Annotated in this window: 20 protein-coding genes; 2 read left to right on the top strand and 18 right to left on the bottom strand. The window is 50.9% G+C overall.

Annotation, left to right across the window (positions count from 1 at the left end; all coding sequences use genetic code 11):
* Nucleotides 1–73 precede the first annotated feature (73 nt).
* The 5 genes from upp to KF749_01155 form a co-directional block, all read right to left on the bottom strand.
* Nucleotides 74–700 carry a uracil phosphoribosyltransferase gene (upp, locus tag KF749_01175; GenBank protein MBX2989758.1) on the bottom strand — a complete coding sequence of 209 codons (627 nt, stop codon included), beginning with the start codon at nt 698–700 and terminating at the stop codon, nt 74–76.
* 36 nt (nt 701–736) lie between these two features.
* Nucleotides 737–2,098 carry an FAD-dependent oxidoreductase gene (locus KF749_01170; protein ID MBX2989757.1) on the bottom strand — a complete coding sequence of 454 codons (1,362 nt, stop codon included), beginning with the start codon at nt 2,096–2,098 and terminating at the stop codon, nt 737–739.
* Nucleotides 2,099–3,406, bottom strand: a complete 1,308-nt coding sequence (gene der / locus KF749_01165) for a ribosome biogenesis GTPase Der (GenBank protein ID MBX2989756.1) — start codon at nt 3,404–3,406, stop codon at nt 2,099–2,101.
* Nucleotides 3,407–3,531: 125 nt separating this feature from the next.
* The gene (locus KF749_01160; GenBank protein ID MBX2989755.1) at nt 3,532–3,957 is read right to left on the bottom strand and encodes a response regulator; all 426 of its coding nucleotides are present in this window, start codon (nt 3,955–3,957) and stop codon (nt 3,532–3,534) included.
* Nucleotides 3,958–4,099: 142 nt separating this feature from the next.
* Complete coding sequence (locus KF749_01155) at nt 4,100–4,747, bottom strand: 1-acyl-sn-glycerol-3-phosphate acyltransferase (GenBank protein MBX2989754.1); 648 nt, start codon at nt 4,745–4,747, stop codon at nt 4,100–4,102.
* Between the two features lie 224 nt (nt 4,748–4,971).
* On the opposite strand from KF749_01155, the gene KF749_01150 reads away from it, so the two are divergent.
* Entirely contained in the window at nt 4,972–5,583 is a 612-nt protein-coding gene (locus tag KF749_01150; GenBank protein MBX2989753.1) for a threonylcarbamoyl-AMP synthase, read from the top strand.
* Between the two features lie 73 nt (nt 5,584–5,656).
* On the opposite strand, the gene KF749_01145 is transcribed toward KF749_01150, so the two are convergent.
* From KF749_01145 to argC, 12 genes are all read right to left on the bottom strand, one after another.
* Entirely contained in the window at nt 5,657–6,637 is a 981-nt protein-coding gene (locus KF749_01145) for a lamin tail domain-containing protein (GenBank protein MBX2989752.1), read from the bottom strand.
* A 3-nt stretch (nt 6,638–6,640) separates the two neighbouring features.
* Nucleotides 6,641–7,585: a PorV/PorQ family protein gene (locus tag KF749_01140; protein ID MBX2989751.1), complete on the bottom strand. Its 945-nt coding sequence runs from the start codon at nt 7,583–7,585 to the stop codon at nt 6,641–6,643.
* 9 nt (nt 7,586–7,594) lie between these two features.
* Nucleotides 7,595–9,589, bottom strand: coding sequence for a T9SS type A sorting domain-containing protein (locus KF749_01135; protein MBX2989750.1), 1,995 nt, complete (start codon nt 9,587–9,589; stop codon nt 7,595–7,597).
* A gap of 5 nt (nt 9,590–9,594) precedes the next feature.
* Nucleotides 9,595–12,438 (bottom strand): TonB-dependent receptor, encoded by a 2,844-nt coding sequence (locus KF749_01130; protein MBX2989749.1) that lies wholly within the window; start codon nt 12,436–12,438, stop codon nt 9,595–9,597.
* 38 nt (nt 12,439–12,476) lie between these two features.
* Nucleotides 12,477–14,327 carry a hypothetical protein gene (locus tag KF749_01125; GenBank protein MBX2989748.1) on the bottom strand — a complete coding sequence of 617 codons (1,851 nt, stop codon included), beginning with the start codon at nt 14,325–14,327 and terminating at the stop codon, nt 12,477–12,479.
* A gap of 25 nt (nt 14,328–14,352) precedes the next feature.
* On the bottom strand, nt 14,353–14,985 hold the full coding sequence (locus tag KF749_01120) for a hypothetical protein (GenBank protein ID MBX2989747.1): 633 nt from the start codon (nt 14,983–14,985) through the stop codon (nt 14,353–14,355).
* A 261-nt stretch (nt 14,986–15,246) separates the two neighbouring features.
* The gene (gene argH, locus KF749_01115; protein ID MBX2989746.1) at nt 15,247–16,617 is read right to left on the bottom strand and encodes an argininosuccinate lyase; all 1,371 of its coding nucleotides are present in this window, start codon (nt 16,615–16,617) and stop codon (nt 15,247–15,249) included.
* Nucleotides 16,601–17,857 carry an argininosuccinate synthase gene (locus KF749_01110; protein MBX2989745.1) on the bottom strand — a complete coding sequence of 419 codons (1,257 nt, stop codon included), beginning with the start codon at nt 17,855–17,857 and terminating at the stop codon, nt 16,601–16,603. Before KF749_01110 ends, argH begins: the two co-directional genes overlap by 17 nt.
* A complete protein-coding gene (gene argR / locus KF749_01105; GenBank protein MBX2989744.1) occupies nt 17,858–18,313 on the bottom strand; it encodes an arginine repressor in 456 nt (151 codons plus the stop codon).
* Nucleotides 18,313–19,143: an acetylglutamate kinase gene (argB, locus tag KF749_01100; GenBank protein MBX2989743.1), complete on the bottom strand. Its 831-nt coding sequence runs from the start codon at nt 19,141–19,143 to the stop codon at nt 18,313–18,315. The genes argR and argB overlap by 1 nt, the downstream gene beginning before the upstream one ends.
* Before the next feature lie 26 nt (nt 19,144–19,169).
* The gene (gene argJ, locus KF749_01095) at nt 19,170–20,402 is read right to left on the bottom strand and encodes a bifunctional glutamate N-acetyltransferase/amino-acid acetyltransferase ArgJ (protein ID MBX2989742.1); all 1,233 of its coding nucleotides are present in this window, start codon (nt 20,400–20,402) and stop codon (nt 19,170–19,172) included.
* Nucleotides 20,387–21,424 (bottom strand): N-acetyl-gamma-glutamyl-phosphate reductase, encoded by a 1,038-nt coding sequence (gene argC, locus KF749_01090; protein MBX2989741.1) that lies wholly within the window; start codon nt 21,422–21,424, stop codon nt 20,387–20,389. Before argC ends, argJ begins: the two co-directional genes overlap by 16 nt.
* Before the next feature lie 121 nt (nt 21,425–21,545).
* Here argC and KF749_01085 point away from each other — a divergent pair, with 121 nt between their 5' ends.
* Entirely contained in the window at nt 21,546–22,718 is a 1,173-nt protein-coding gene (locus KF749_01085) for an aspartate aminotransferase family protein (protein ID MBX2989740.1), read from the top strand.
* Between the two features lie 45 nt (nt 22,719–22,763).
* On the opposite strand, the gene KF749_01080 is transcribed toward KF749_01085, so the two are convergent.
* Nucleotides 22,764–23,519: a hypothetical protein gene (locus tag KF749_01080; protein MBX2989739.1), complete on the bottom strand. Its 756-nt coding sequence runs from the start codon at nt 23,517–23,519 to the stop codon at nt 22,764–22,766.
* Nucleotides 23,520–23,665 lie beyond the last annotated feature (146 nt).

The raw sequence follows: 23,665 nt of genomic DNA, 5'->3' as shown, positions 1-23,665 counted from the left end.
AAAAAATATAGCTCGTTGCTGCAGGATTGTCAAGCGAAGAGATGACGCACGACCACAAAACGTTTCCGGAGAATCATTCAGTGCCGAAAATCCTGTCTCCTGCGTCACCAAGGCCGGGTAAAATGTAGCCATGCGAGTTCAACTGCCGGTCAAGAACGGCAGTAAACATCTTGACATCGGGATGTGCCCCTGAGACCTTTTTCACACCTTCTGGCGCAGCAAGTAAGCTCACGAATCGGATTCTCTTCGCTCCTTTATTCTTCAAGAACGTGATGGCAGCCGCTCCACTTCCTCCTGTTGCTAACATGGGATCGAGCAGCAGCACCAGGCTTTTGTTCAGGTTGCGAGGGAACTTCGAATAGTAATCCACGGGTTTCAAGGTCTGTTCATTTCTGTACAATCCGACGTGTCCTACCTTTGCCTCAGGAAGAAAATCAAGAAAGCCGTCAACCAAACCCAATCCTGCTCGCAAGACCGGAACGATGACAATATCTTCTGCAAGCGTGTAACCCTTGGTTTTCTCCAGCGGCGTATCAACAACACCTGAGCGTACTTTAAGATCGTGCGTAACTTGAAAAGCCATCACAGAAGAAATCCGCCGGAGTGTTGTTCGGAAGAGGTGGTTGTCCGTTCTCTTGTTCCGCAGGATCGAAAGATCACGTTTGATGAGCGGATGATCGATAACAATCAGGTTTTTCATCATGTTTCCTTTTTTTTGTGCAGATCCTTCACGGGTTCACGGATTGCCGAGCTTCCTGGCCGTAGCATTTGCAGCAACAAGAATCGGGTCCCACAATGGCGTGAAGGGCGGGGAATACGCAAGATCCCATTGCTGGATATCAGGAATAGACATCTTATTCTGGATAGCTACAGCAAACGTGTTCACTCTCAACACCACTCCATCACTCCCGATCATGTTGACACCCAAGAGCCGCTTCGTTCGTCTGTCGGCGATCATCGTGATCGAGACCTTCGCACTTCCCGGCATCATAGCAACTTTCGACCATGCCGAAACCGATTCGGTTATGACATCAAAACCGGAGGCACGGGCTTCTTCGGAACTTAATCCTACTCGCGCCACTTCAAGCCCGAACACTTTGACTGCTATCGACCGAACTGCACCGCGGAACGACGCATTGCCTCCCGCTGCATTTTCGCCGGCAACCCAGCCCTGCTTACTTCCGATTGTCGCAAGGGGCATGTACGCGGGTTTATCGCTCACAAGATTCCTGACTTCACAACAATCGCCGGCGGCGTAGATGTTGTCAAGATTCGTTTCCTGTCGTTGATCCGTTCGAATCCCGCCAGTAGTACCGACCCGAATACCGGCTTTCTGAGCAATCTCGCTGTTGGGTACAACACCCAACGCCAGTATGACGAGGTCGGTTTGGAACGAACCGTCTTTCGTGACCACATGCGACACACGCTTCCGGGTATCAACAACACAACCCTCCGTCTTCGCTTCTCCAATAAACTGGACATTGTTCATCGCGAGTTCCCGAAGAACCTCTTCCTGCGTCTCCCTTTCAAGGCCGTGCATCGGCAGGTTGTGACGATGAAGGATGGTGACATCGAGCGAACGGGAACGAAGAGCCTCAGCCATTTCCATACCAATATAGCCGCCGCCGATAATAACTGCGTGCTTCGGTTTTTCAGATTTGATGAACTCGTACAGCCGATACGCGTCTTCGAGCTTCTTAACGGAGAAGACATTACGCGCTTCTTCCCCTTCGACGCCGAGCCTTTTCGGTCGGGAACCGGTTGCGAGAATCAACCGGTCATACGCTTCTTCGCGTAATTTCCCAAGCGAAAGATCGCGGATAATAATCCTCTTTCTGGTAGGAAGAATTTCCTCGACGCGGTGCAGAATTCGAACTTCAACTCCCTTCTTTTCACGCAGCTGTGCGGGCGTATTCGAGACAAGGCGATTTCCTTCCACATCGCCCCCGATGTAATACGGAATCTCACAAACACCGTACGAGATGTGTTCATTTTGTTCGAAGAGAACAACATCGCAATCGGCATTCGTCCGTTTGGCCTTTGCGGCAGCACTTGGCCCGGCTGCGACTCCACCTATGACAACAATTCGTTTCGGCATCTATTTCTGCTTGAAGGACAATACCAACGGAACCCCCGTAAATGCAAAATGCTGGCGCAGTTTGTTTTCGAGATAACGGCGATAGTTGTCGTCAATCATCTTGGGCTCGTTGCAGAAGAACGCAAACACAGGAGGCTTTGCTTTCACTTGAGTGATGTACTTTATCTTGATTTCCTTCCCTGATCTGCTGCGAGGGGGAAACACCTTGATATCCTCACCAATCGTGTTGTTCAACTCGCTCGTTGCAATACGTTTGTTTTGTTCGGCATCAACAACTTTCGCCAGTTCTATCACTTTGTAGACCCGTTGCTTTGTCAGCGCGGAAATGAACATGATCGGGATGAAATCGAAAATCCGGAGTTTCTCCTTCAACAACTTCTCGAACAAACGGGCTGTCTTGTCATCTTTCTCGATCAAATCCCATTTGTTGACAGCAATGACGACGGCACGGTTGCGTTGAGTGGCTGTTTCAATGATCCGCAAATCCTGATGTTCGAGTCCTTGCGTCGCATCAATCAACACAACAGCAACATCGCATCGCTCAATACTCTTGAGCGTCCGGATGGTGCTGTAGAATTCCACGCTTTCCTTGATCTTGCTTTTACGTCGAAGTCCTGCGGTATCAACGAGAAGAATCTCCTCCCCGTAATATTTCAGAATGGCGTCAATCGGATCCCTCGTTGTTCCGGGAATGTCCGTGACAATGTGTCGATCTTCCTGCAGGAGTCCGTTGACAAACGACGATTTGCCGACATTCGGCTTCCCGATGATAGCAAGTTTCAGGCGGGGATCAATTTTCTCTTCGGCATTGGTGTCAAAGTCTTGAGTGACAACATCCAGCAAATCCCCGATCTTTCGCCCGCCCAATGCCGATACGGAATACGGCTCTCCCAGCCCGAGTCGATAGAATTCTGCGAGTTCGGCCTCCTTCTTCTCCCCGTCGATCTTGTTAACAACAAGAAGAACCTTCTTCTGCGTCTTGCGAAGGATGTTTGCCAGTTCTGCATCCGTAGGCAGAACTCCCGTCTGTGCATCGCCAACAAACAGCACAACGTCGGCCTCATCAATCGCTATTTGGGCCTGTTCACGGATTGCCGTTTCAAAGATGTCCTCCGAAGCAGGAACATAGCCGCCTGTGTCGACCAGGGAAAATCGTTTCCCTGCCCATTCGGCATCTGCATAGTTCCTATCGCGTGTTACGCCGGGCATGTCGTCGACAATGGCGTCGCGGCGACCGACAATCCTGTTAAACAAGGTGGATTTGCCCACGTTGGGACGGCCTACAAGGGCCACCAACCAATGAGACATGAACGATACTGATGAAATGATGAGAATTTACACCAAGGTACGAAGAAGCGTGAGGACATTCAAGGCAGGACTGCCGGCTTCGCTATCCCGCTGTGCAGCAAAATACGCGATGCCGGCGTGGTGAATCAGAACACCATGCTGCGCTCTGCGTTTGCAAATGTGTGGATTGAGGAAAGAGCTTCATTCAAACGCTCAAAACCGGCTGATTTGGAAATATATGCTGCAGCGCCGTTCTCATAAGCAAACGCAATATCCTCTTCCCGATCAGACGAACTCAATATCACAACTGCAATATCCTTGAGCGATTCGCTCGTCTTGATCATCTTCAGAACCTCTTTCCCGTCTATACATGGAATATTCAAATCAAGCAGTACTACTTGCGGCCGCGGGTTTGCAGATGTGTCGGCAAACTGATTTCTATTGTGCAGATAATCTATTGCTTCCTGCCCGTCGCGTACTACGTACACTTCACCGGGAACATTGTGATGTCTGAGAATGTACTTTGTGAGGCGCAGATGTTCGAAGTTATCCTCAACGAGTAATATTCGCATTACTAACCCTGATAAATGCTATTGGACCAATGAGAGTATTCGTTATTATTATACTACATCATTCCTTCGCGGAAGGTGACGATAACCACAGAAAAGACATGGATACACAATCATGATTGTACGTGAAATCACCTACCGATACTCAGCTTGCTTTTGCGGTCGAAGAATCGCCGTGACGCTCTGCACCTTCGAGCGATTCTTCTCCCTGACCCAACTGTTCCAACATCCATCTGCGCAATTCGGCACTAACAGCCTTCTGCGATTCGTGGGAATCCTCCGGTGGTCCGAGCGGCTCACCATACACGATATCAACGAAGCCGGGCTTGACACGCCAATCGCCTTTTTTGTTGATGTTATACAGTCCCTTGCAACACATTGGAAGAATTCGAACACCAGCCTCGGCAGACGTCTTAAACGGCCCGCGTTTGAACGGCTGCAATCTTCCGTCGGGTGTTCTCGTTCCCTCGGGCGCGACCATTACGGAGGTGCGCTCTTCACGCAGGATGCGAGCCACTTCCTTCATACTTTCAGCCGCCCGCTTCGGACTTTCGCGGTCGATTTCAATCTGCCCGACGGCCCTCATCCATCGACCCCAAACAGGTATCTTGAAATTCTCCTTCTTTTCCAATCCACGGAGGTAATACGGAAAATATCCCTGATAGATAAACGGATCGAGAAAGTTGACGTGATTCGGAGTGAGAATGTAGGGCTCACCTTGACGGATGTTCTCAAGTCCGGTAACACTACGCACCCTCACACCCGCAAACCGCAGGAAAAATCTCGATGCCATTCGAAGCCACTCATCATACACGGGTTTCTTGAACAGAAATGACAAAGGGATGAAAATGATGAAGATGACGATTAGCAGAGGCAGACTTCGCAAGTATATCACGACTGAATGGACTGTTTGCCAAAAGGTAAACCGGTTATCGTCGGAGGAGTATTGATTTGCCATTACAGGCGAGAAGTTGTTAATTGATGCTATTATTTCATCGCATTCCCTAAGCAGCAACTATGATTCTGAAAGTTCATACAACGAATCCTGAACCCCGAATCATCAGCAAGGCGGTTGATGTTCTGCAGAACGGCGGTATTATTATCTATCCGACAGACACAGTGTACGGACTCGGCTGCAGTATTGACAACAAGAATGCCATCGAGAAGATTCATCTCATCAAACAACAACGGACGGATAAGCCGTTCAGCTTTGTCTGTTCCGACCTGACACATATCAGCGAATATGCCCATGTCAGCAACACGGCGTTCAGAATCATGAAGCGGTTGATTCCGGGGCCATACACGTTCATTCTCCCGGCACAAAGGATGAAACACTTGCCGAGGATCTTGGTTTCAAAGCGAAAGACTGTTGGTATTCGCGTCCCCGCAAGTCCGACCACGCTGGCTCTGGTTCAAACACTTGGCAACCCCATCCTGAGCACAAGCGTCACCTCACGCGAAGGCGAAGTGATGCATGACCCTGACGAGATAGCAGCTCAATTCAGGAATCGCGTGGAAATGATACTCGACGGAGGGCCGCTGGTTTCGGAACAATCAACAGTTATTGACCTGACGGGAGATGAACCGGGGATTGTCCGGCTTGGCTCCGGGCCTGTTGATGTTCTCTGATACTGCGATAGCAACCAAGAAACGAAAAACGGAAGAGCATGTCTCTTCCGTTTTTCTATGTTCAGCAGAAAGTCTAACGTTTATATTGCTGACTTAGCCAATGAGGTATGGGTCGCAGCCCTGCATGTGTGATGTAGAAATCGTTCGCTGTGTTCTTCGTCGAATAGGCACCGGCATAGCGCGCGATAGACTCAAACTCTGGAATAGCGCCTACAGTACGATTGTTCGGATAGGGATCGGCACCGGGGCCGGTGTACGAGTAGCTTCCGTAGCGGACAACATCAACCGTATTCCCGGCTGCATCCTTCAGAATAATCTGGTCTGTTTGCTGCAGGAGAAACAAGTACGCATGGCCATACAGCGTATCCGGAATTGTCGTGAATGGATTCAGACTATCCCGGAGGGTTCTGGCTTCCTCGTACATGTTTGTCGAAAAATCATTTTCCAGAAAAGGTAGAATCACGGAAGACGTTGGTTGCGGCCCCGTACCGGGTCCTATTGAGTTATACACGCGGAGTCGTTCGAGATTGTTGACCAGTGTGAGGAACTCATTGGGGCGCACCTCGAGTCTGCCGTCATCGGACTGATATCCCAAGGTATCGACGTATGTCGATGTTCCGGCTATCCGGACCCGGACGGTATCGGTAACCCTTCCAATGGGCACGTCATACGGCCTGAACACCGAATCGAGCGCAAAAATCAGGTATTGCCGGGCACTTTCTTGCAGACGGGGAACAACTGTGGTGTCGGTCGGAGTCCTGATTGTATCAAAGACTACTGTCCAGAACTTGAGGCCTCGAACCTCGAGCCGGACCGTGGTGAAGTTGAGGGACCAAGTAGAAAGATCGAACGTCTGTGAGGTCGGGTTGAACAATTCAAGCCACGAATGTGCATTCGGGTTCGTTCCAGGGAGTGTGTACACTTCATTGATAACAACGTGATTTGCCGGCGGATACGACAACGGCGGTTGTGATTCGGTTTCCACCTCGCATCCCGTAACGAAAAGACCGAAACACCCGATCACAACAAGTGGAACAACAGTTCGTAAGGTCATACTTCAGAATCCTATTTCAATGGAAAACATATGAGTTGCAGGCAAGAATTTGTAGTGTGAGTATGCATAGTCAACCGCCCCGTTCAAGCCCAAACTCTTCAGATTTACCCCTAAGCCGCCGGTGAAGTCTTCGGTATCATAATTGAATTTGTATCCACCGCGCAAGTAGAGGGTCTCGTTAAAGCCATACTCAAGTCCAACATTATACTGCTCGTCGGAATCGTTCGGTCTGCCAATCTGGAACACAGCCTGCACATTGTGCATTTCTTCCTGAAGAAGAGCCGTTGTTGCCCCAAAGCGGAGCGCCGTCGGAAGCGAGTACTGTTCGTTGATGTACCTCAGGTCTTTCCCGAGATTTGTGACAGAAATTCCCAATCGCGTCCGGAGAACCGGAATGTCATAGAGCGTACCGATGTCGAACGCGACGGAATTTGAACTGACTTCCTTGTTGTAGAGATTGGAAGTGATGAACTTGGCACTCAGGCCCAAGCCAAACAACTCGCTGATCTGCTTGGCATACGTTACCGTGTAGGCAACGTCGCTGGCTTTGAACTTCTGGCCGGTTCCTTCCGGGAACGCGGGTGTTGTCACGTTCATTTCATCCGTGGTGAGCAACGTAACTCCCGCGCCAAGCGTGCCCCAGCCTTCAACCTTGGCGGTTGCCCCAAAGAAGGCAACGGTAATATCAGCCCACCACTGGTTATACGTTGATCCGAAAGAGGCACCTTCGATATTGAGAACGCCGGCCGGATTAGTTGCAATCGAAAGCGCTCCTTGTGCAAGCGAAACCTGGGCATTTCCCATGCCTGCCGAACGGGCATTGATGGGAAGCTTAAGGAATTGCCCCGAAACGGCACCGGCTCTATTTCCTGCCGATGCACTCATCGCGAGCAACGCAACTCCCGCGACAACTGCACAAATGCGAATTGGTAAATGTCGGGTTATCATGGCTCTTCTCTATCTGATAATGACGAATTTTCCGGTTTGCACGCCGAGATTCGACTCGACGGTGAAAATGTAGATACCGCTTGCAAGGGCACGGTTGCTTTCACTCACGAGCAAAACGTCCGCATCGCCGCGAGGGAATGTTCCGCCGCCGCCATCGTGCTGGACGGTTCGCACCAGATCACCCGACAGTGAAAAGATGCGGATTATGCATTTTTCCGGAAGGTTGATGAACTTGACTTTTCTCTCATTTTCCGTCCAACTGCTCGTCAATCCCTCATATCCGCCACTTTCGAGTTTGTAGTCCCGATCCGTCCTGTAGGGATTCGGAACAACAGACACCTTGTTGGCATCTTGAGATATTGCGAACGGAAGGTCGACGCGGACGGCATTGGTGAGCTTTCCAGACTCCAGCGGCTCAACAGGAACGGTGACAAGCGTATCGCGGTCCCCGATTCTGATTGTCTGATATGCGATATTCGGGATAGACTTTGATGTAACAGAATACACATAGACTTTTCCGCGTACGAGATTCGAATCGATGAACTCGTATTGCAATCCGGTTTCGTATTCAAACCGGGTAGAATCTGTGTAGCCGATTGCATCGAACTGTTTCAGCAATGTAAAACTGGCATCAGGAACCAGGGGTCTCCCCGTTGCAGGATTAACGCCGGGATGCTCACTGCGCCACAGGCGGTATGCCTCGAAGTTGCGACCGCCTCGACTCGGGTCAATACCCGGAGGATAGGGGGGAGAAATTCGGGATGTATCCCAACGGGCAACCTGGCTTGTTGTATCCCAATTGGTTTCAGGATCAGGTCTGCCAAAGAGTTCGAAGTCACCGGGTCTCCACTTCCAATCCAGTTTTACTCGACGGAAGCCGACCTCCGCACGCAAGGGCGGTGAGGGTGGAGTGGAGGGAAGTTTGATACCTTGATTCTTGTAGATATCAACAGCACGATTGGCATTCTTCTGGAGATCGCGCAAGTCAGTCCCTGAAATAATACCGACCGCAATCTTCAACACCGTGTCTGGCGTAAGTGTAAACGGGCCGAACGCAAAGAGGAACCGTGTGTCGGATAGCGACGGAAATTCATCAGGCCTGATGTTTCCACTCGCCATCATATCGTACTTTGGAACGTCGGGCGCCGGAGTGTTGTTCCCGGGAAACCATTGGAATGTGTATTTCTTGATGATCGTTGTGTCAGGATCGGGATACAACAACGAGATCCCAACAGGCGTTGAACCGCGATCAGATGGATTATGAATATAAGCGGTTCTGGCGTTCTGGTAGTAACCCGTGAAGTTGCGCTGAAAGTAGTTTGTTACATTAACCGGCCCGACGTCGGCATCGCACAAAAAGCCAACATACACATCCTCGATGGTACGCGCTGTATCAACATTGAAGATCTTATACTCATTGATGATGATCGCTTCCGCGTACGGATCATCCCAAGCATACGAACTCTGGACAACCTTTATTCCCATCGGTACGTGACCGGCGGGACGCACTTGATAATCTGTATACTTAGAATATAGATCATTGTCGGAAATCGGGCGAAAATCCAGATCAGTGCCCCAATACGTGTCCCATCCCGGCGGCTTCACGCTATCACTTCTGCTCGCTCGCCAGAAATCGTCGTTCGGCTCGGGCCACATTTCAAAATGGGGTCCGGACCAGCCTTCGTAGGCCGTTGTCACAACTTTAATTCGAGGGCTATTGCCGGCTGCCGATGTATCAACTCTGCCTGCTATCCAGACTCCGGCGCCGAAAATATGCTCTATCCGCCGTCCCACGGGGTACTCAAGCCCGAGAGAGTCGGGGGGTTCATTGCTGCCGCGAGGGTACGCCATGCGTCCGAAGACGCCCCTGTTATCCATTTGCAACAGCATTGTGTAGCCCTGCTTTATACTCTTGAAGGGCTGCGCAAACATGTCGGCAGGGGCAACAATGAGAAATGCCACCAGAGCTATTGCCGCAATACGGGTTTTATGTAGGGTGTTCATAGGCCTTAGTCCCAATTAATCTTCATTCCTAATGCAATTTGTCTTGGTGCCCTGAAAATATACGGGGGCACACGCGCATCCAGTGATTGGCTTCCGTCGAAACCTCCCCACGGATAAATAACGCCCGTTTCAGGATTGTAGTCGCCGAACAGAATCGGCCGTCCTGTCAACGAGTTGAATCCCCCGGCATTCAAATCGACGTTCTTTCGATTTAGGAGATTAAGAACGTCAAGGGAAACCGTGAGGTTCAGCTTGTCAAACACCCTGAATCCTTTGTAAAGCGAGAGATTAAGCTCAGATGTAAACGGCCCGTTGCCTGTGTTCAGCAGGTACACATCCTCAAGGCTTCTGCCCCTGTTGTAGGGCGTGTACGGGAAACCACTGCCGAAGTTGAACGTGACCGAGGCGCCCCAATTATCCAACGGAATTCCGAAGACTTCATAATCTTCACCCGGAGCAACACGGTATGCGACAAAGAGATTCAACGTGTGCTGCTGGTCGTAGTCGAGGCGTGTCTCACGCGGCAAACCCTGCAGTTGCGGGCTGTTCAATGCGGCAAACGGGTTCGACGAGCGTCCCTTCGCAATCTGGAACGTGTATCCGATACTTCCGGAATAATGATCTGAAAGCGCTTTGTTGAGGATGATTTCAAAGCCGCGAGCGCTGGCATAATCAAGATTGACATTGAGGTTGATTTGTCCGGTGTTCAACGGCGCGACATAATCAAAGATATCTTTGTAGAAACCGCGGATAGCTATCGCGAGATCATCAAAGATAGCCTGCTCAAAACCAGCCTCATACTGAACTGTACGCTGTGGTTTCAAACCGGGGTTGCCTGCGTAGTTGCCGGAAATATCAATCAACAACGGGAACCGATAAAGCTGATCTCTGTCCGGATGCTGGAGGAAGTGGCCGTAGTTGAAGTAGAATTTCGTGGTTTGCGACACCGGATACCCGATTGCAAGCCGCGGGCTGAAGTTCCCGCTCGTAAATTGTGAGAAGAAGGACTTATTGTCCAACCACGTAGCTTTGAGGCCCGTTGCTTGCTCCCAACGCGTTACAAATCCTGACGGCCCTTGGTCAAACACCTGTTTTCCGAGATAGAACCAGTCGTAACGAATTCCGACATGGATCGAGAGAAGCCCCTGGCCGAACTCGATATTGTCCTGAACATAAAGGCCACCGCGGCTGGGCATGGCGTTGGTGACCCAACGGCCACGGCCGTAGCCCGGATATAAACCTACTCCACCACTCAGGCTGTCTGCACGCCGTCGTTCACCGAACGGTGCTTGCGGGAAGGAAATACTTGTTCCGCGCAACTGTTCGTAGAAGTACTCGATACCGGTTTTCAAATAATGCAATTCGTGAACTTGACTGCTGTAGTCGAATTTTGCGTTCCACAATACCGTATTGTTGCTGCTCCAGCTTTGTCCGGTTCCGAGATCGTTGAACCCATCCTGGTTCGGGTCGCGGTCGGAGAGATTTGTCACAGTGGAATATTGCGCGGGATTCAGGTCTCCAATTGTGTATTCTTCCTGTGTCTCTTGCCGACTGACAAATCCCCGCAGAAGAGTATTCAAACCAATAATGTGGGTCCACTGAACAACATTCTGCGTATTAAGCCGCAGCCGTGTACCCAAGGAATCCGACAAATCCCGCCAACTGTAATTGCCGTAAAGCGACCGCCGCGATTCGATGTTTGCACGATAGCTATAAGAGAACTGGTCGCTCTCCCCGACTGCATACGACAATTTGGTGTTAAATGAATATGTGTTGGATTGTTTGTCTGTGTAATTGAACCCCAAACCGCCCAACAGTCCGCCAAAAATTCCGCCAAACTTCACCTTCCGGCGCTGGGGATTATAAAACTGATCTTGATTGAACTTGTATGCGCCATCCTGCTGGTTAAAGTCGGCACTCATGAAGAATGAGAGTTTGCCCGGCACCTCTACTCCCATTGACGGAAGCAGATATGACGTGATGGGCTCCGGGCCACCGAGATTGGCGGAATAGTAACGTTCGTTTTGACCGCCGCCTGCTGAAATACCATCCGTTCGAAATTGACCGGAAGCAGAATATCTTTCTCCACCGGCCTTTGTCGTGATATTCACCACACCCGACTGCGCGTTTCCGTATTCGGCATCGAGGCCGCTGCTGGAAACGCTAACAGACTGAATAGCGTTTGCCGCCACGGACAATGCCCCACCTCCCGCTGTGCCGGTTCCCGAGTACAATTGTTGCAATTGCTCATTTGCGCTGCTCGTTCCCGTTGCCGTACCGCCACCGCCCACATTGCTCACCGGCACGCCGTCAATAAGGATCTGTGTTTCGTTCGCCCTACCACCACGGAGGAACAATTGGTTGCCAAACTTCACTACGCCGGCCTGAAGCGTCAGCACATCCTCAACACCCTTCAGGTTGGGTAATTGCTCGATTTTGTCTTTGCTGAAGGTCTGGTCGCCTGAAAGCTTGCGAACGTCAACGATTGGCCTTTCGCCAAATGCCGTGACGCCTTCCACTTCGATATCGGTGCTCGCCAGCCGGAAATTGAACACGGTTGTCTGGTCAGCATCGATCTGCACTTTCTGCGTTTCCATCGCTTTATACCCGATAAGCGAGGCACGAAGAACGTACGAACCTTCCGTAATACCGGTGATGGAAAACTCACCTTTCGTGTTGGTGACGCCGCCGCGTCCGCTTCCCACAACCACAATGTTGACACCGGGGAGTGGTTCACCTGTTGACACGTCGGTTACTTTTCCTGCAAGGGCTCCCGTAGTACCCGCGTACCCTCTCCACACAACACTGATAGACAGAAGAACAAACGCAGCTTTCCGTAGGAATTTCATTGAGAGCCCCTCCTGTTTCGAAGAGAATAAGTTCGTCATCATGGCAATTCATGTACGTCTGTGAGAGCTTTTTGCATGGCTTGTGTGGCGGAAGCCTGTTCAACATAATACAGCGGGAAACCAAAGTGAACAACTGAATACGTTCGCCGCGCGGGAAGTTGTGGAGGGGGCGCAAGGAAACGAATACCCACAGGAGTATTATTCCATACCGGGTCGCTGGTTCTCGAATTGAACCACCCTATCGTCTCGCCGAATCCGGCGGGAATGTTGACTATGATCTGCCGGAGAGAACCAAGCGAGTCAGCCGGCAACTTTGAGGGGTCTATCGTCAAGTCGGGATAGCCATTGTGCCCCCTCGTACCCCTGAAATCGAGATTGTTGTTCATGCGTTGAGGATACGCAGGGGGAGACGGAAGTGTATGGAATATCTCAACCGACCATGGCTCGAAGTTCTGAATAGCAGTAATGTAGTTCACCGGACCACTGAAGATCAGATTTCCGCCCGCTGTGAGGTACCTCCTCATGTTGGTTTGACGCGTCGGGTCAAACTGATACACAGCCCCGCCGATTGCGGGCAGTTTCTGATCCATTAAGAGTATGACTGTCGAGTATTGACCTAACGTGATGACGCTTGGAAATGCACTGGCAATCGGGCGACCGGCAACAGTCCAAATATCATACTTCCCTGACTTCCCTACTGCATCAAGAATCCCTGAATAGTAGTTTCTGCTCGCCGTTGTGTCGATTCCCCAAGGCACAGACCCGCTTGGCGGCGGTGCCGAATTGATCACCAGAATTCGAGGCACATACCCGATGCTGTCAATTGCCACAATCGTCGCCTTGAAGCTGCCCTGCCCTGTCGAGTGCATGTAGGTGGCGATATTGCTTAGCACACCCCACCGGTTCTTGGCACGGACGTAGAAATTGTGCCAGCCCGTAACAATCGGCTTGAAAGACGAGGCTGTTACAAGCGCAAACGTATTCTCGCTCCACGGCGACCAACTCGCAGGGTCAAGCGTATCATCCACCGCCCAGGAGAACACACGTTCATCGGTGCTGAAGTCTATTGCACTAAAGTCAATCCTCAGCCCGGGGAATCGATCGGTCGCATGTCTGATCGCAATCTGATTGGTATCAGCCAGTCCTGCGCTTATCTGTGTATTCACCACGGGCGCTGTAACCGTCACGAGTGGTGCCGGCGAACGCAATGTCCAGAAATTCACGTGTGCAGGGTTCGGGTCGATACCGCCATTATTATCAATCGATGCAACCTCGAAACGATGCATGTTGCTGTCTGCCGGAGAGTCAAAGATGAAACGTCCTGTCGTCGGCGAGCGATGGATAACGGAATCCGCACCTGACACGGAGTCGCCAACCACGATGCCGGTCTTGTACGGAACGGCAAATGTTCGGCCTGTCGCCAACGAATCGCCTATTGCGCTAATCAGATCACCGTCTTGATTTGTCAGTGTCGCAAAGAACGTGTAGATATTGGGAATCGAATTTTGATTGCCCTTCACAAGCATCATACGTTCAAGCGGTGTAGGACCAATGCTGACAAGATTGAGCACCGTATGGAATGGCTGAGGACGTTGTTGTCCGTTGAAAAAGTCAATCCAGCGATACCTGTACGCAACAACATATCCATCCGGATCATCGCCGAGCCAGAAGAGGGTTATTTCCGGAATGACGCCCAAGCTGATGTATTGGGCAATCGTGTCGTTTGCCGGCACATTTGCCAACCGGGTAGTTGGCAGCGAATTGCCTGCAGCAGGCGTATCCGGATAGTTGCAGTTCCACAGGCCAAGCATCACTCCCGTAAGAAGTACGGCCAGCAACACTGTTCGCGGCTTCGGAACAAATCGAGATTGCGGAGATGTACTATTCATAGCGCTTCGAACTCTTTGGCTGTAACTATAAATATTGAATTGAGGATATATACACCAACGGTGCCACCCACTCAAACCACTCCGTTCTGCGTGGCATCGACTGATCCAGATCAAGGGTAAATGTGACGATCGTCTTTCGCGACTCTCTCACCTCAAACGGCGGAGGCGGGGCGAGCATCGTGAATTTCTGAGCAGAACCCACATCAAGGATTGCAATGGGAGTATACCGGTTGCCATCAAACCTCAGCAAGAACGGGTCGTGAACAACAGCAGTCATTTTGTCAAGTCCCAGACCCACATATGTGCCGGGAGGCGCGTATACCTGTCCCAAGACGATTTGAGAGTCTCTTGCTGCAAAAGTAATGCAATTCAGCGTGTCCCCATTCTCTTTGCGCTGAATGGCTTGAAGATCAGCCAAGACAATCAGATACGTTCCGTCGTTTCGCAACACCGCCATGTCCCTGATGACGATATTCAAAAAACTGAAATCATTGAACGGAATAATATTCTCCCGTGTATTCTTTACCGCCAATCTGAGTTCAAGAATTCCCGGACCGGGCGACGAATACTCGTATTGCTGGCATGATATCCCGAACATCGCAACGGCGACGAGAAGGGACGTCAGCCAATAGAAGGGTTTGCGTGTGTGAGTTCGCATAGCGTAATAGCGACCAAGTTGTTTATGATGAAGATTGTGTGAAGGTTTTCGATCCGCGCATCATGGCGCCACACCGGTTGTTTGTTTGTACTTCTGTGACCCTCGACCGTGCACGTAACACTTTCGTGACCGGGCTGATTTGCGTAACGTGCGATGGGTCTTGATGGTGTGAACGTAACTTAATGATGGTGATTAAATGTAGGAAAGAGGGGGGGCTTTGTCAACAAGAAATTCAAACATTCACATATTTCGAATCATCCTCTATTTGAGCCGTTTCTTCCATCGACGCAGCGCCTTCTCTACTTCATCAGGTGATGTACTGCCCTCGGAACGCTTGCCCTTGACACTTGCGCCGGCATGAAGCAACTGGAATACATCTTCCTTGAACGATGGAGTTGCTTTTTTGTAGTCGTTGAGCGACAACTCGTGCAACAAACATCGCCGATCGTCGCAGAGCGCAACCAGATTCCCGACTGCCGAATGTGCACGTCTGAACGGAACGCCCTTTCGAACAAGGTACTCGGCAAGATCTGTTGCGAGCGTGAAGTCTCCCTTCAATTGCCTTTCGAATCCATCCGGGCGAAAGACTGTATTCTTCATCATGAGAGCTGCAATCCGCAGAGAATCTTCTGTTGTATCAACGGTCTCAAAAAGATGAACCTTGTCCTCTTGCATATCGCGATTGTAAGCGAGCGGCAAAGCCTTCATGACGGTAAGAAGACCCACTAAGCTGCCGTATACTCTTCCGGTTTTGCCGCGAATCAACTCCGGGATATCCGGGTTCTTCTTCTGCGGCATGAGACTGCTGCCTGTTGCAAACGCATCATCGAGTCGGGCAAAGCCGAATTCTTGTGAACACCACAACACCATCTCCTCGGAAAGCCGGCTGAGATGCATCATCGTGATTGCGCAGGCGCTGATGAACTCAATCATGAAATCCCTGTCGCTCACGGCATCGATACTATTCTCAACAATTCCGTCGAACCCCATGAGTCGGGCTGTCATTCTTCTGTCTATGGTAAGCGAGGTGCCGGCAAAGGCGGCTGCGCCCAGCGTCGAGCGGTTGTTGCGTTTTCCGCAATCTCTGAATCTCTCAGCGTCGCGGTGAAACATGGAAACGTAGGCGAGGAGATGATGAGCAAAGAGAATCGGCTGTGCCCGCTGCAAGTGTGTATAGCCGGGTACGATCGTCTTCTTGTGAGATTCGGCTTGCGACAGAAGAGTCAGTTGCAAGGCTTTGATTCGTTTTCCTATCTCCTGAATCTTTTTCCGGAGATAGAGCCGTTCATCAAGTGACACCTGGTCATTCCTGCTTCGTCCAGCGTGGAGTCTCTTTCCTCTCACACCAATCAAACGGACAAGCCGTTCTTCAATCAGTGTATGAACATCTTCGTCACGCCAATTGATCTTGAACTTGCCCGAGCCGATTTCCTTTCGAATGCGTTCAAGGCCGCGCTGAATCGCCTTCCCGTCTGCGATTGAGACAATCTTCTTCTTCATCAACATCCGGACGTGGGCAATACTCCCGTCAATATCGTCGTTGTATAATCGCTTGTCGATCTCAATGGATGAGGTGAACTTCAATACCTCGTCGTTAAGCGGCTTTCGGAAACGGCTATTCCACAGTGGCATACTTCCCCACCGGTTGTCCGTTCTTCTTGCCGTTGGGAGGATTATTCCCGCCGACACGGTTGTAGGTTTTCAATGGCAACCCGTAAATTTTGATGAAACCTTCAGAGGCTGTATGATCAAACTGATCTTCCGCAGTGTACGTTGCGAGTTTTGAATCATACAGTGAATAGGGCGAAGTTCGGGCAATGACGCGGATTGTTCCTTTGTAGAGCCTGACTTTTACGGCGCCGCTGACTCGTTCCTGAGTTTTCGCCACAAACGCGGCAAGCGCTTCCCGTAGCGGCGAGTGCCACAACCCGTTGTAGATCAGATTGGCATATTCGTGCGCAACCAGAAACTTGTATTGAGCAACGCCTTTGTCAAGCGTCAGCCGCTCAAGTTCTTTATGCGCAAAATGGAGAATCGTCGCCGCCGGCGCTTCATACACCTCACGCGATTTGATGCCGACGAGCCGGTTCTCGATCAGATCGAGCCGTCCGATTGCATTGCGTGCACCAAGCGAATTGAGAAATTCGACAAGAGAGATGCCGTCCATTTCCCTGCCATCAATGCTGACAGGAATTCCTCTCTCAAAGCCAATCGTCACTTCGTCGGATTCATCAGGCGCAAGTTCGGGAGAGGCGGTTGATTGAAATGCATCGAGCGGCGGTTCAACCATCGGATCCTCAAGAACGCCGCATTCGATGCTTATTCCCCAAAGATTTTCATCAATCGAATATGGACTCTTTACTGTCGCTGAAACCGGAATGCCGTTTGCCGCTGCGTACTCAATTTCCTCTTCACGAGATTTGAACTCCCACGATCTCAACGGAGCAATCACCTGAATATCCGGCGCAAGCGCGCCAATCGAGACTTCAAATCGAACCTGATCGTTGCCTTTTCCCGTGCAACCGTGGGCAATCATTGTCGCACCCTCCTTGCGGGCAATTTCGACCATCGTCTTTGCAAGCAGCGGACGGCCAATCGACGTTGCCATCGGGTACGCCTCTTCATACAGGGCTCCCGCCTGCAACGCGGGAAACGCGTAGCTCTCGAGAAACTCGCGCCGCAAATCTATGTAGTAGACTTTAGAAGCTCCCGCGGAACGAGCCTTCTCTTTCAGGGATGCCGTTTCCTTTGTTTGTCCGAGATTTCCCGTGCACGTGATAATCTCGGCATCGTAATGGTTCTTCAGCCAATGAACCATCACCGACGTGTCGAGCCCGCCGGAGTATGCCACAACGATTTTTTGCTTTGCCATTTAGCTCAGCCCCAAATAGTGTGAGATGTTGTTGATTGTCTTTTTGATTCGTTTGATGGATTTGGGAATGACGACAATCGTATCATCGCCTGCAATCGTTCCCAGAATTTCCGGATCTCTTTTGCTGTCGAGAAGGAACGCGACACCTTGCGCCCTGCCGGGAAATGTCTTGATCACAATCAGATTTTCGTTTGAATCGACTGAAATCACTTCCTCCGCCGTAAAGCCCCGTAATACCGGCTCGGGACTTGCAGTCCGGATTTCATAGCGGTAACCATGTTCCGTCGGCATTCGGATGATGCCGAGTTCAGCCAGATCTCGTGAAAGCGTAGCTTGAGTAACATCGATCTTTTTCGCTTTCAAATCCTTCACCAATTCTGTCTGATTCGATATATCTTTTGATGAAATGAGAGATTTGATAGCTGCGTGCCGCTTGTGAATGTCGCCCTTGTTCATTATCGAGTTCCGTTTTGATGCACGATTTCCGTCCCGACTCCCTCAGTCGTAAAAATCTCAAGCAGTAACGCATGCCGGGTCTTGCCGTTAATGATGTGCACCTTCCCCACTCCGGCTTTCAAGGCATCAAGCGCCGATTCGACTTTGGGTATCATCCCCCCGTTGATGGTGGTGTTGTGAATAAGATTCTCTGCCTCGGATTCAGAGAGGCATTTCAGCAAATCCGAACCGGCTCGTATGCCTTCAACATCGGTCAAGTAAATCAGTTTCGTCGCAACCAGCGCTTTTGCAATTTCCGCCGCGGCAATATCGGCGTTGATATTGTAGACTGTTCCTTCACCATCTACACCGAGAGGGGCGATCACGGGCAAACAGCCATCACCCAGCATCGAGCGGAGGAACGATACATTGACATTCGTTATCTCCCCCACAAAACCGAGATCTTCACGATCATACCGTTTTACCGTAAGCAGCTTAGCATCAATTCCGCTTAAGCCGATTGCGTTGCCGCTGTGCATATTGATTCGCCGGACTATATCCTTGTTGATGAGTCCTGCAAGCACCATTTGCACAACATCCCGCATCTCCTCATCTGTGTAGCGCTGCCCGTTCACGAATGTGGTTTCAAGATTCAACCGGCCTGCAAGAGATGTAATTTCTTTCCCGCCACCGTGAACAACAACCACATCAATGCCGATTTTTCGCAGCAAGGTAACATCTTGTGAAACCATTTGTTTCAGTTGCTCATCTTCCATTGCCGCGCCGCCGTACTTAATCACGAACGTGGTCCGTTCAAACTGCTGAATATACGGCAGTGCCTCAACCAGCACATCCTCCTTGCGGAGTTCGGCAGAATTCACGACCGGTAACTCCCGTTTATCGCGACGTATTGTTCTGAGAAGTCACACGTCCAGACCGTTGCCGATTTGTCTCCCCGGTGCAGCGCGATGGTCATCTCGATAAAATCACTCTTGAGACTTTTGTTTGATTCATGATTTGAACGTGTGACGGCAAAGTTCTTTCGGAGAATCGGCATGTTGTTGATTGTGATTTCACACTCCGGAGGGTTGAAATCAATTCCGGAATACCCGACAGCGGCGATGATTCTCCCCCAATTTGCGTCTTCGCCATGAATCGCCGTTTTTACAAGAGGAGATAGCGCAACGGCTTTTGCCGCCTTTACCGCATCCCCGTTGCTCAAGGCGCCTTCAACACGAATCTCGACGAGCTTTGTTGCTCCTTCGCCATCACGCACAATATCAAGCGCGAGTTTGCGCAATACGTTCTCGAATTGCTCAGCGAACCGGTTGAATGAGGAGGTGCCGGGTTGCAGCGGATTTGTGCCGGCCTCTCCGTTCGCCAGCGCCACCACCATGTCGTTTGTGCTCGTATCACCGTCAACCACAATACGGTTGAATGTTCTGTCCACGGTTGCTTTCAACAGCCCCTGGAATGCATTGCGCTCAATTGCCGCGTCGGTGGTGATGAAGCCGAGCATCGTCGCCATGTTCGGATGAATCATGCCGGAGCCTTTTGCAATGCCGCCGATGTTCACTTCTTTCCCGTCAATCTCGAACGTTGCCGAAGCCGATTTCACAAACGTATCGGTTGTCATGATTGCCTCTGCAGCGCTGTGCTGCTCCTCTGCGCTCAACAGCGCAGCGGCTGTTCTGATTCCGCTGACAACTTTCCCGACCGGCAACGGCTCGCCAATCACACCTGTTGATGCAACAAAGACTTCGGAAGGATCCACGCCAAGAACCTCCGCCGCCGTTTGAGCCATTGCGCATGCAGCCTCGAATCCCTTTTCTCCTGTGCATGCGTTGGCATTGCCGCTGTTGATGATGATTGCGCGGAACTTACTGCGCGTTGCAAAATGTTGCTTACTCAGAACAATCGGCGCGGCTTGCACTTTGTTCAGCGTGAACACTGCGGCTGCCGTTGCAGGAACGTCGGACACGATGAGGGCAAGATCTTTTTTCATGCGCTTGATCCCGCAATGCACACCAGCAGCCCGGAACCCTTTGGGAAGTGTGCCGCCTCTCTCTTCAGTCGCTACAAGTGCTTCGTTCTCTAATGCTGGTAGCATGGCAATAATCCTTCCGATTGTGGTAGATCGAACATAACATTCATGTTCTGCACTGCTTGTCCCGCGGCCCCTTTGCCGAGATTGTCAATTGTGGAAAGGAGGATGAGACTATTTCCTTCAACTGAAAAACCGATATCACAGAAATTCGTGTGCTCAACGTTTTTCATTTCGGGTAGATCGGGCGAGACGATTCGAACAAAGCGGGATGCATCGTAACACGAATGCAGCGCTTCGGCGATCTCTTCTTCGCCAGTTCCTTCGTTCAGTACTGCATGAATTGTTGTATAGATGCCGCGGCTCACCGGAAGCAAATGCGGCACAAATGAGAACGAAACCTCTGATCCGCCAAACACTCTAAGGTATTGATGGATTTCAGGAATATGCTGATGAGTACCGACCTTGTACGCCCGCACGCTTTCGTTCACTTCCGTAAACATCATCTTCTCCGTCACCGACTTCCCTGCACCCGACGTGCCGCTGTAGGCCGTGATGGCAATGGACGAGGACTCAATAACATCTGACTTCAGCAACGGAATGAGGGGAAGAAGAATACTTGTCGGGTAGCAGCCCGGATTTGCCACAAGTCTGGCTTTCTGTATCTTCTCACAATTCCATTCCGTCAATCCATAGACTGCCTGAGTAAGCAACTCCGGAGCTGTATGGTGATGCGCGTAATATTGTCGGTAGATCGCCGAATCGGAAAGGCGGAAATCCCCGCCCAAATCTATCACTCTTGTTCCTGCAGCGAGAGCCTGAGGTACCACCGACATCGCCTGGCCGGACGGGAGAGCAAAGAGAAGCAGATCGATCCCCTGCAATGATACTTCGCTGAACTCCTGAATTTCGAGGGGTAGAATATTGCGGAGTGAAGGATGAACCGCATCGATCCTTTTTCCGGCAGACGAGTTGCCGAACAACCGGACAATCTGTACTTTGGGATGCCCGAGCAACAGCTTGAGCAACTCAAGACCCGAATATCCTGACGCGCCGACAACCCCGATACGTATCAATGAACGCGGCATTCTTTGCATTTGCGAGAACACATTCTTCTGCCCGCCAACGGGTCAGAACCAAATTGCATGATTATACATTTTCTCGTATAATTATGCAAGTCTTTTCTGCAACGATTTTCCGGGAGCCCTCATGACGCTGGCCGAACGCGAGCAATCTGCATTTCTTCATACCTACAAACGACTCCCTGTCGAGATTGTCCGGGGAAAAGGAATGTACCTCTACGACAAAAACGGTAACGCATACCTCGATTTTCTCGGCGGGGTCGCGGTCAACGCGCTCGGCTACGGACACACAGGGCTCGTCAGCGCAATCCGCATGCAGGCTGAGGAGTACATTCACATTTCAAACTACTTTCTCCAAGAGCCGCAGATTGAACTTGCCGAAACGCTTGGAACCATAACGGGTTACAGCAACGTCTTTTTCTGCAACAGCGGCGCAGAGGCGAGCGAAGGCGCGTTGAAGCTTGCGCGGAAATGGGGAAGCGCCAACGGCCGTTCTGAGATCATCACGATGCAGGAGAGCTTCCACGGCCGGACGATGGGGGCACTTTCGATGATGACAAACACCGATTATCGCGACGGGTTCGGGCCATTCCTCAGCGGTTGTGCCAATATCACGTTCAACGATGTTGAGCAGTTGAATGCCGCCGTTTCGGAAAAGGTGGCTGCCGTCTTTCTTGAGATCATTCAGGGAGAGGGTGGAATACACGAACTGAGTCATGAGTTTGCCGAACGACTGAAAGAACTCAAGAAGCAGTTCGGTTTCCTCATTATCGCTGACGAAGTTCAATCCGGCATAGGAAGAACGGGAAAGTTCTTAGCTGCTGAACACTATGACCTCAAGCCCGATATCGTTACGCTCGCAAAACCTCTCGGCGGCGGTTTGCCGCTTGGCGCAATTCTGGTAACTGAAGAATTGTCAGAAGTGCTGAAGCCCGGCAATCACGGCACAACATTCGGCGGTAACCCTGTCGCGTGCGCGGCAGGAAAAGTGGTATTGCACGAGATTGTGAAGAACGGATTGATGAAAAACGCTGCCGAAACGGGCGCCTACTTCATCGAACAACTGCGGGCATTGCAGGCAGAAATGCCGAACATTCTCAGGGATGTACGCGGCAAAGGGCTGATGGTTGGCGTTGAACTGACATTCGCGGGAAAGCCAATTGTCGACAGACTGTTAGAGAGACGCATCATTATCAACTGCACGCACGGGAATGTCCTGCGGTTTCTTCCGCCTCTAATTGTCGAGCGCAGGCACATAGATGAACTGTGCACTGCGCTACGACACGAGTTGAGCAGATGAATAGACTTCAACTAATTGCCAACAGGCGGGACAAGACTTCTGACACTATCGTCCAGGGTTCCATCCCAGTAACCACCCCTCATCCCTGCCCCAGCGATCGAAAGCGATGGAAGCGGCAACCAAGTACGCAATATCAAGGGCAAGCCCGATTCCCCCGCCAATCCACTTTGCATTCTTGGAGTTGTTTACTTCAATCCGTGCAACATCATCGAACGGAACTTGCATTCCGCCGATCCCTGTTGTGAGCGCTAACGCAACGTTTCGCGGAAGCCGCCCCTCATCGCTGAGTCTCGCGAATCTGCTGAGATCAAACTCATCCCCTTGACGATCCGTAACTCTGACCAACTGCGAGAAGGTCAACTGAGCCAAACTGTTCCCATCATCGGTGATCACTGCAACTTGCAGTGTCCCGAATCCAAAACCTCGAAATCTGTATTCTCCTCCCAACTTCCCGGATACCGTGTAGAGATCAAGTGTCTCTCCCAATTTGGGGAATGCAGATTCTCCGCCGGCGGTTGCAGTAAATCCACCATATCGTTCGGCATATTTCACCGAGTCAAGATTCGTGACACCCTCGTACATTCCTTCAACCGATGTCGAGTCAACCCTTGTAATCCGAACAGGTTGACCAACAGCCAGACCGGGTGAGCTCTCCGGCAGCACTGTTTCCTTGTCGGGTTTTCCGCCATCAATTGCCGCCCCGATGCCGAAACCAATCAAGCTGCAACCTGAGAGAAACATCCACATTGGCAAGAAGAATACTCGTGCCACCACACCGATTGGATTCTGTCGTGTTTTCATGACGAACTCCTTGTATTTTTTGTGATTGAAACTATTGGTGAAAATTGCAACACCAACATATATCAACCGGAAAAGGGAGTTGTCAGAAAAATGTCATGAGGCTGTCAGAAAAATATCAGAGGAGATGATGCGAGAAGATACAAACA

The organism is Bacteroidota bacterium, assembly GCA_019637975.1.
In the GTDB taxonomy this organism is placed as follows: Bacteria; Bacteroidota; Ignavibacteria; order UBA10030; family UBA6906; genus CAADGV01.
The sequence above is the reverse complement of the archived record's forward strand: the minus strand, read 5'-3'. Positions and strand labels throughout refer to the sequence as shown.

Bases quoted from the DNA above. Each gene is read 5' to 3' on its own strand.
- KF749_01120 (MBX2989747.1), bottom strand. From the start codon at position 14,985: ATGCGAACTCACACACGCAAACCCTTCTATTGGCTGACGTCCCTTCTC.
- KF749_01160 (MBX2989755.1), bottom strand. From the start codon at position 3,957: ATGCGAATATTACTCGTTGAGGATAACTTCGAACATCTGCGCCTCACA.
- KF749_01170 (MBX2989757.1), bottom strand. From the start codon at position 2,098: ATGCCGAAACGAATTGTTGTCATAGGTGGAGTCGCAGCCGGGCCAAGT.
- argC (MBX2989741.1), bottom strand. From the start codon at position 21,424: ATGCCGCGTTCATTGATACGTATCGGGGTTGTCGGCGCGTCAGGATAT.
- KF749_01155 (MBX2989754.1), bottom strand. From the start codon at position 4,747: ATGGCATCGAGATTTTTCCTGCGGTTTGCGGGTGTGAGGGTGCGTAGT.
- KF749_01145 (MBX2989752.1), bottom strand. From the start codon at position 6,637: ATGACCTTACGAACTGTTGTTCCACTTGTTGTGATCGGGTGTTTCGGT.
- argH (MBX2989746.1), bottom strand. From the start codon at position 16,617: ATGCCACTGTGGAATAGCCGTTTCCGAAAGCCGCTTAACGACGAGGTA.
- der (MBX2989756.1), bottom strand. From the start codon at position 3,406: ATGTCTCATTGGTTGGTGGCCCTTGTAGGCCGTCCCAACGTGGGCAAA.
- upp (MBX2989758.1), bottom strand. From the start codon at position 700: ATGAAAAACCTGATTGTTATCGATCATCCGCTCATCAAACGTGATCTT.
- KF749_01110 (MBX2989745.1), bottom strand. From the start codon at position 17,857: ATGGCAAAGCAAAAAATCGTTGTGGCATACTCCGGCGGGCTCGACACG.
- KF749_01140 (MBX2989751.1), bottom strand. From the start codon at position 7,585: ATGATAACCCGACATTTACCAATTCGCATTTGTGCAGTTGTCGCGGGA.
- KF749_01135 (MBX2989750.1), bottom strand. From the start codon at position 9,589: ATGAACACCCTACATAAAACCCGTATTGCGGCAATAGCTCTGGTGGCA.
- KF749_01125 (MBX2989748.1), bottom strand. From the start codon at position 14,327: ATGAATAGTACATCTCCGCAATCTCGATTTGTTCCGAAGCCGCGAACA.
- KF749_01150 (MBX2989753.1), top strand. From the start codon at position 4,972: ATGATTCTGAAAGTTCATACAACGAATCCTGAACCCCGAATCATCAGC.
- KF749_01080 (MBX2989739.1), bottom strand. From the start codon at position 23,519: ATGAAAACACGACAGAATCCAATCGGTGTGGTGGCACGAGTATTCTTC.
- KF749_01130 (MBX2989749.1), bottom strand. From the start codon at position 12,438: ATGAAATTCCTACGGAAAGCTGCGTTTGTTCTTCTGTCTATCAGTGTT.
- argR (MBX2989744.1), bottom strand. From the start codon at position 18,313: ATGAACAAGGGCGACATTCACAAGCGGCACGCAGCTATCAAATCTCTC.
- argJ (MBX2989742.1), bottom strand. From the start codon at position 20,402: ATGCTACCAGCATTAGAGAACGAAGCACTTGTAGCGACTGAAGAGAGA.
- KF749_01085 (MBX2989740.1), top strand. From the start codon at position 21,546: ATGACGCTGGCCGAACGCGAGCAATCTGCATTTCTTCATACCTACAAA.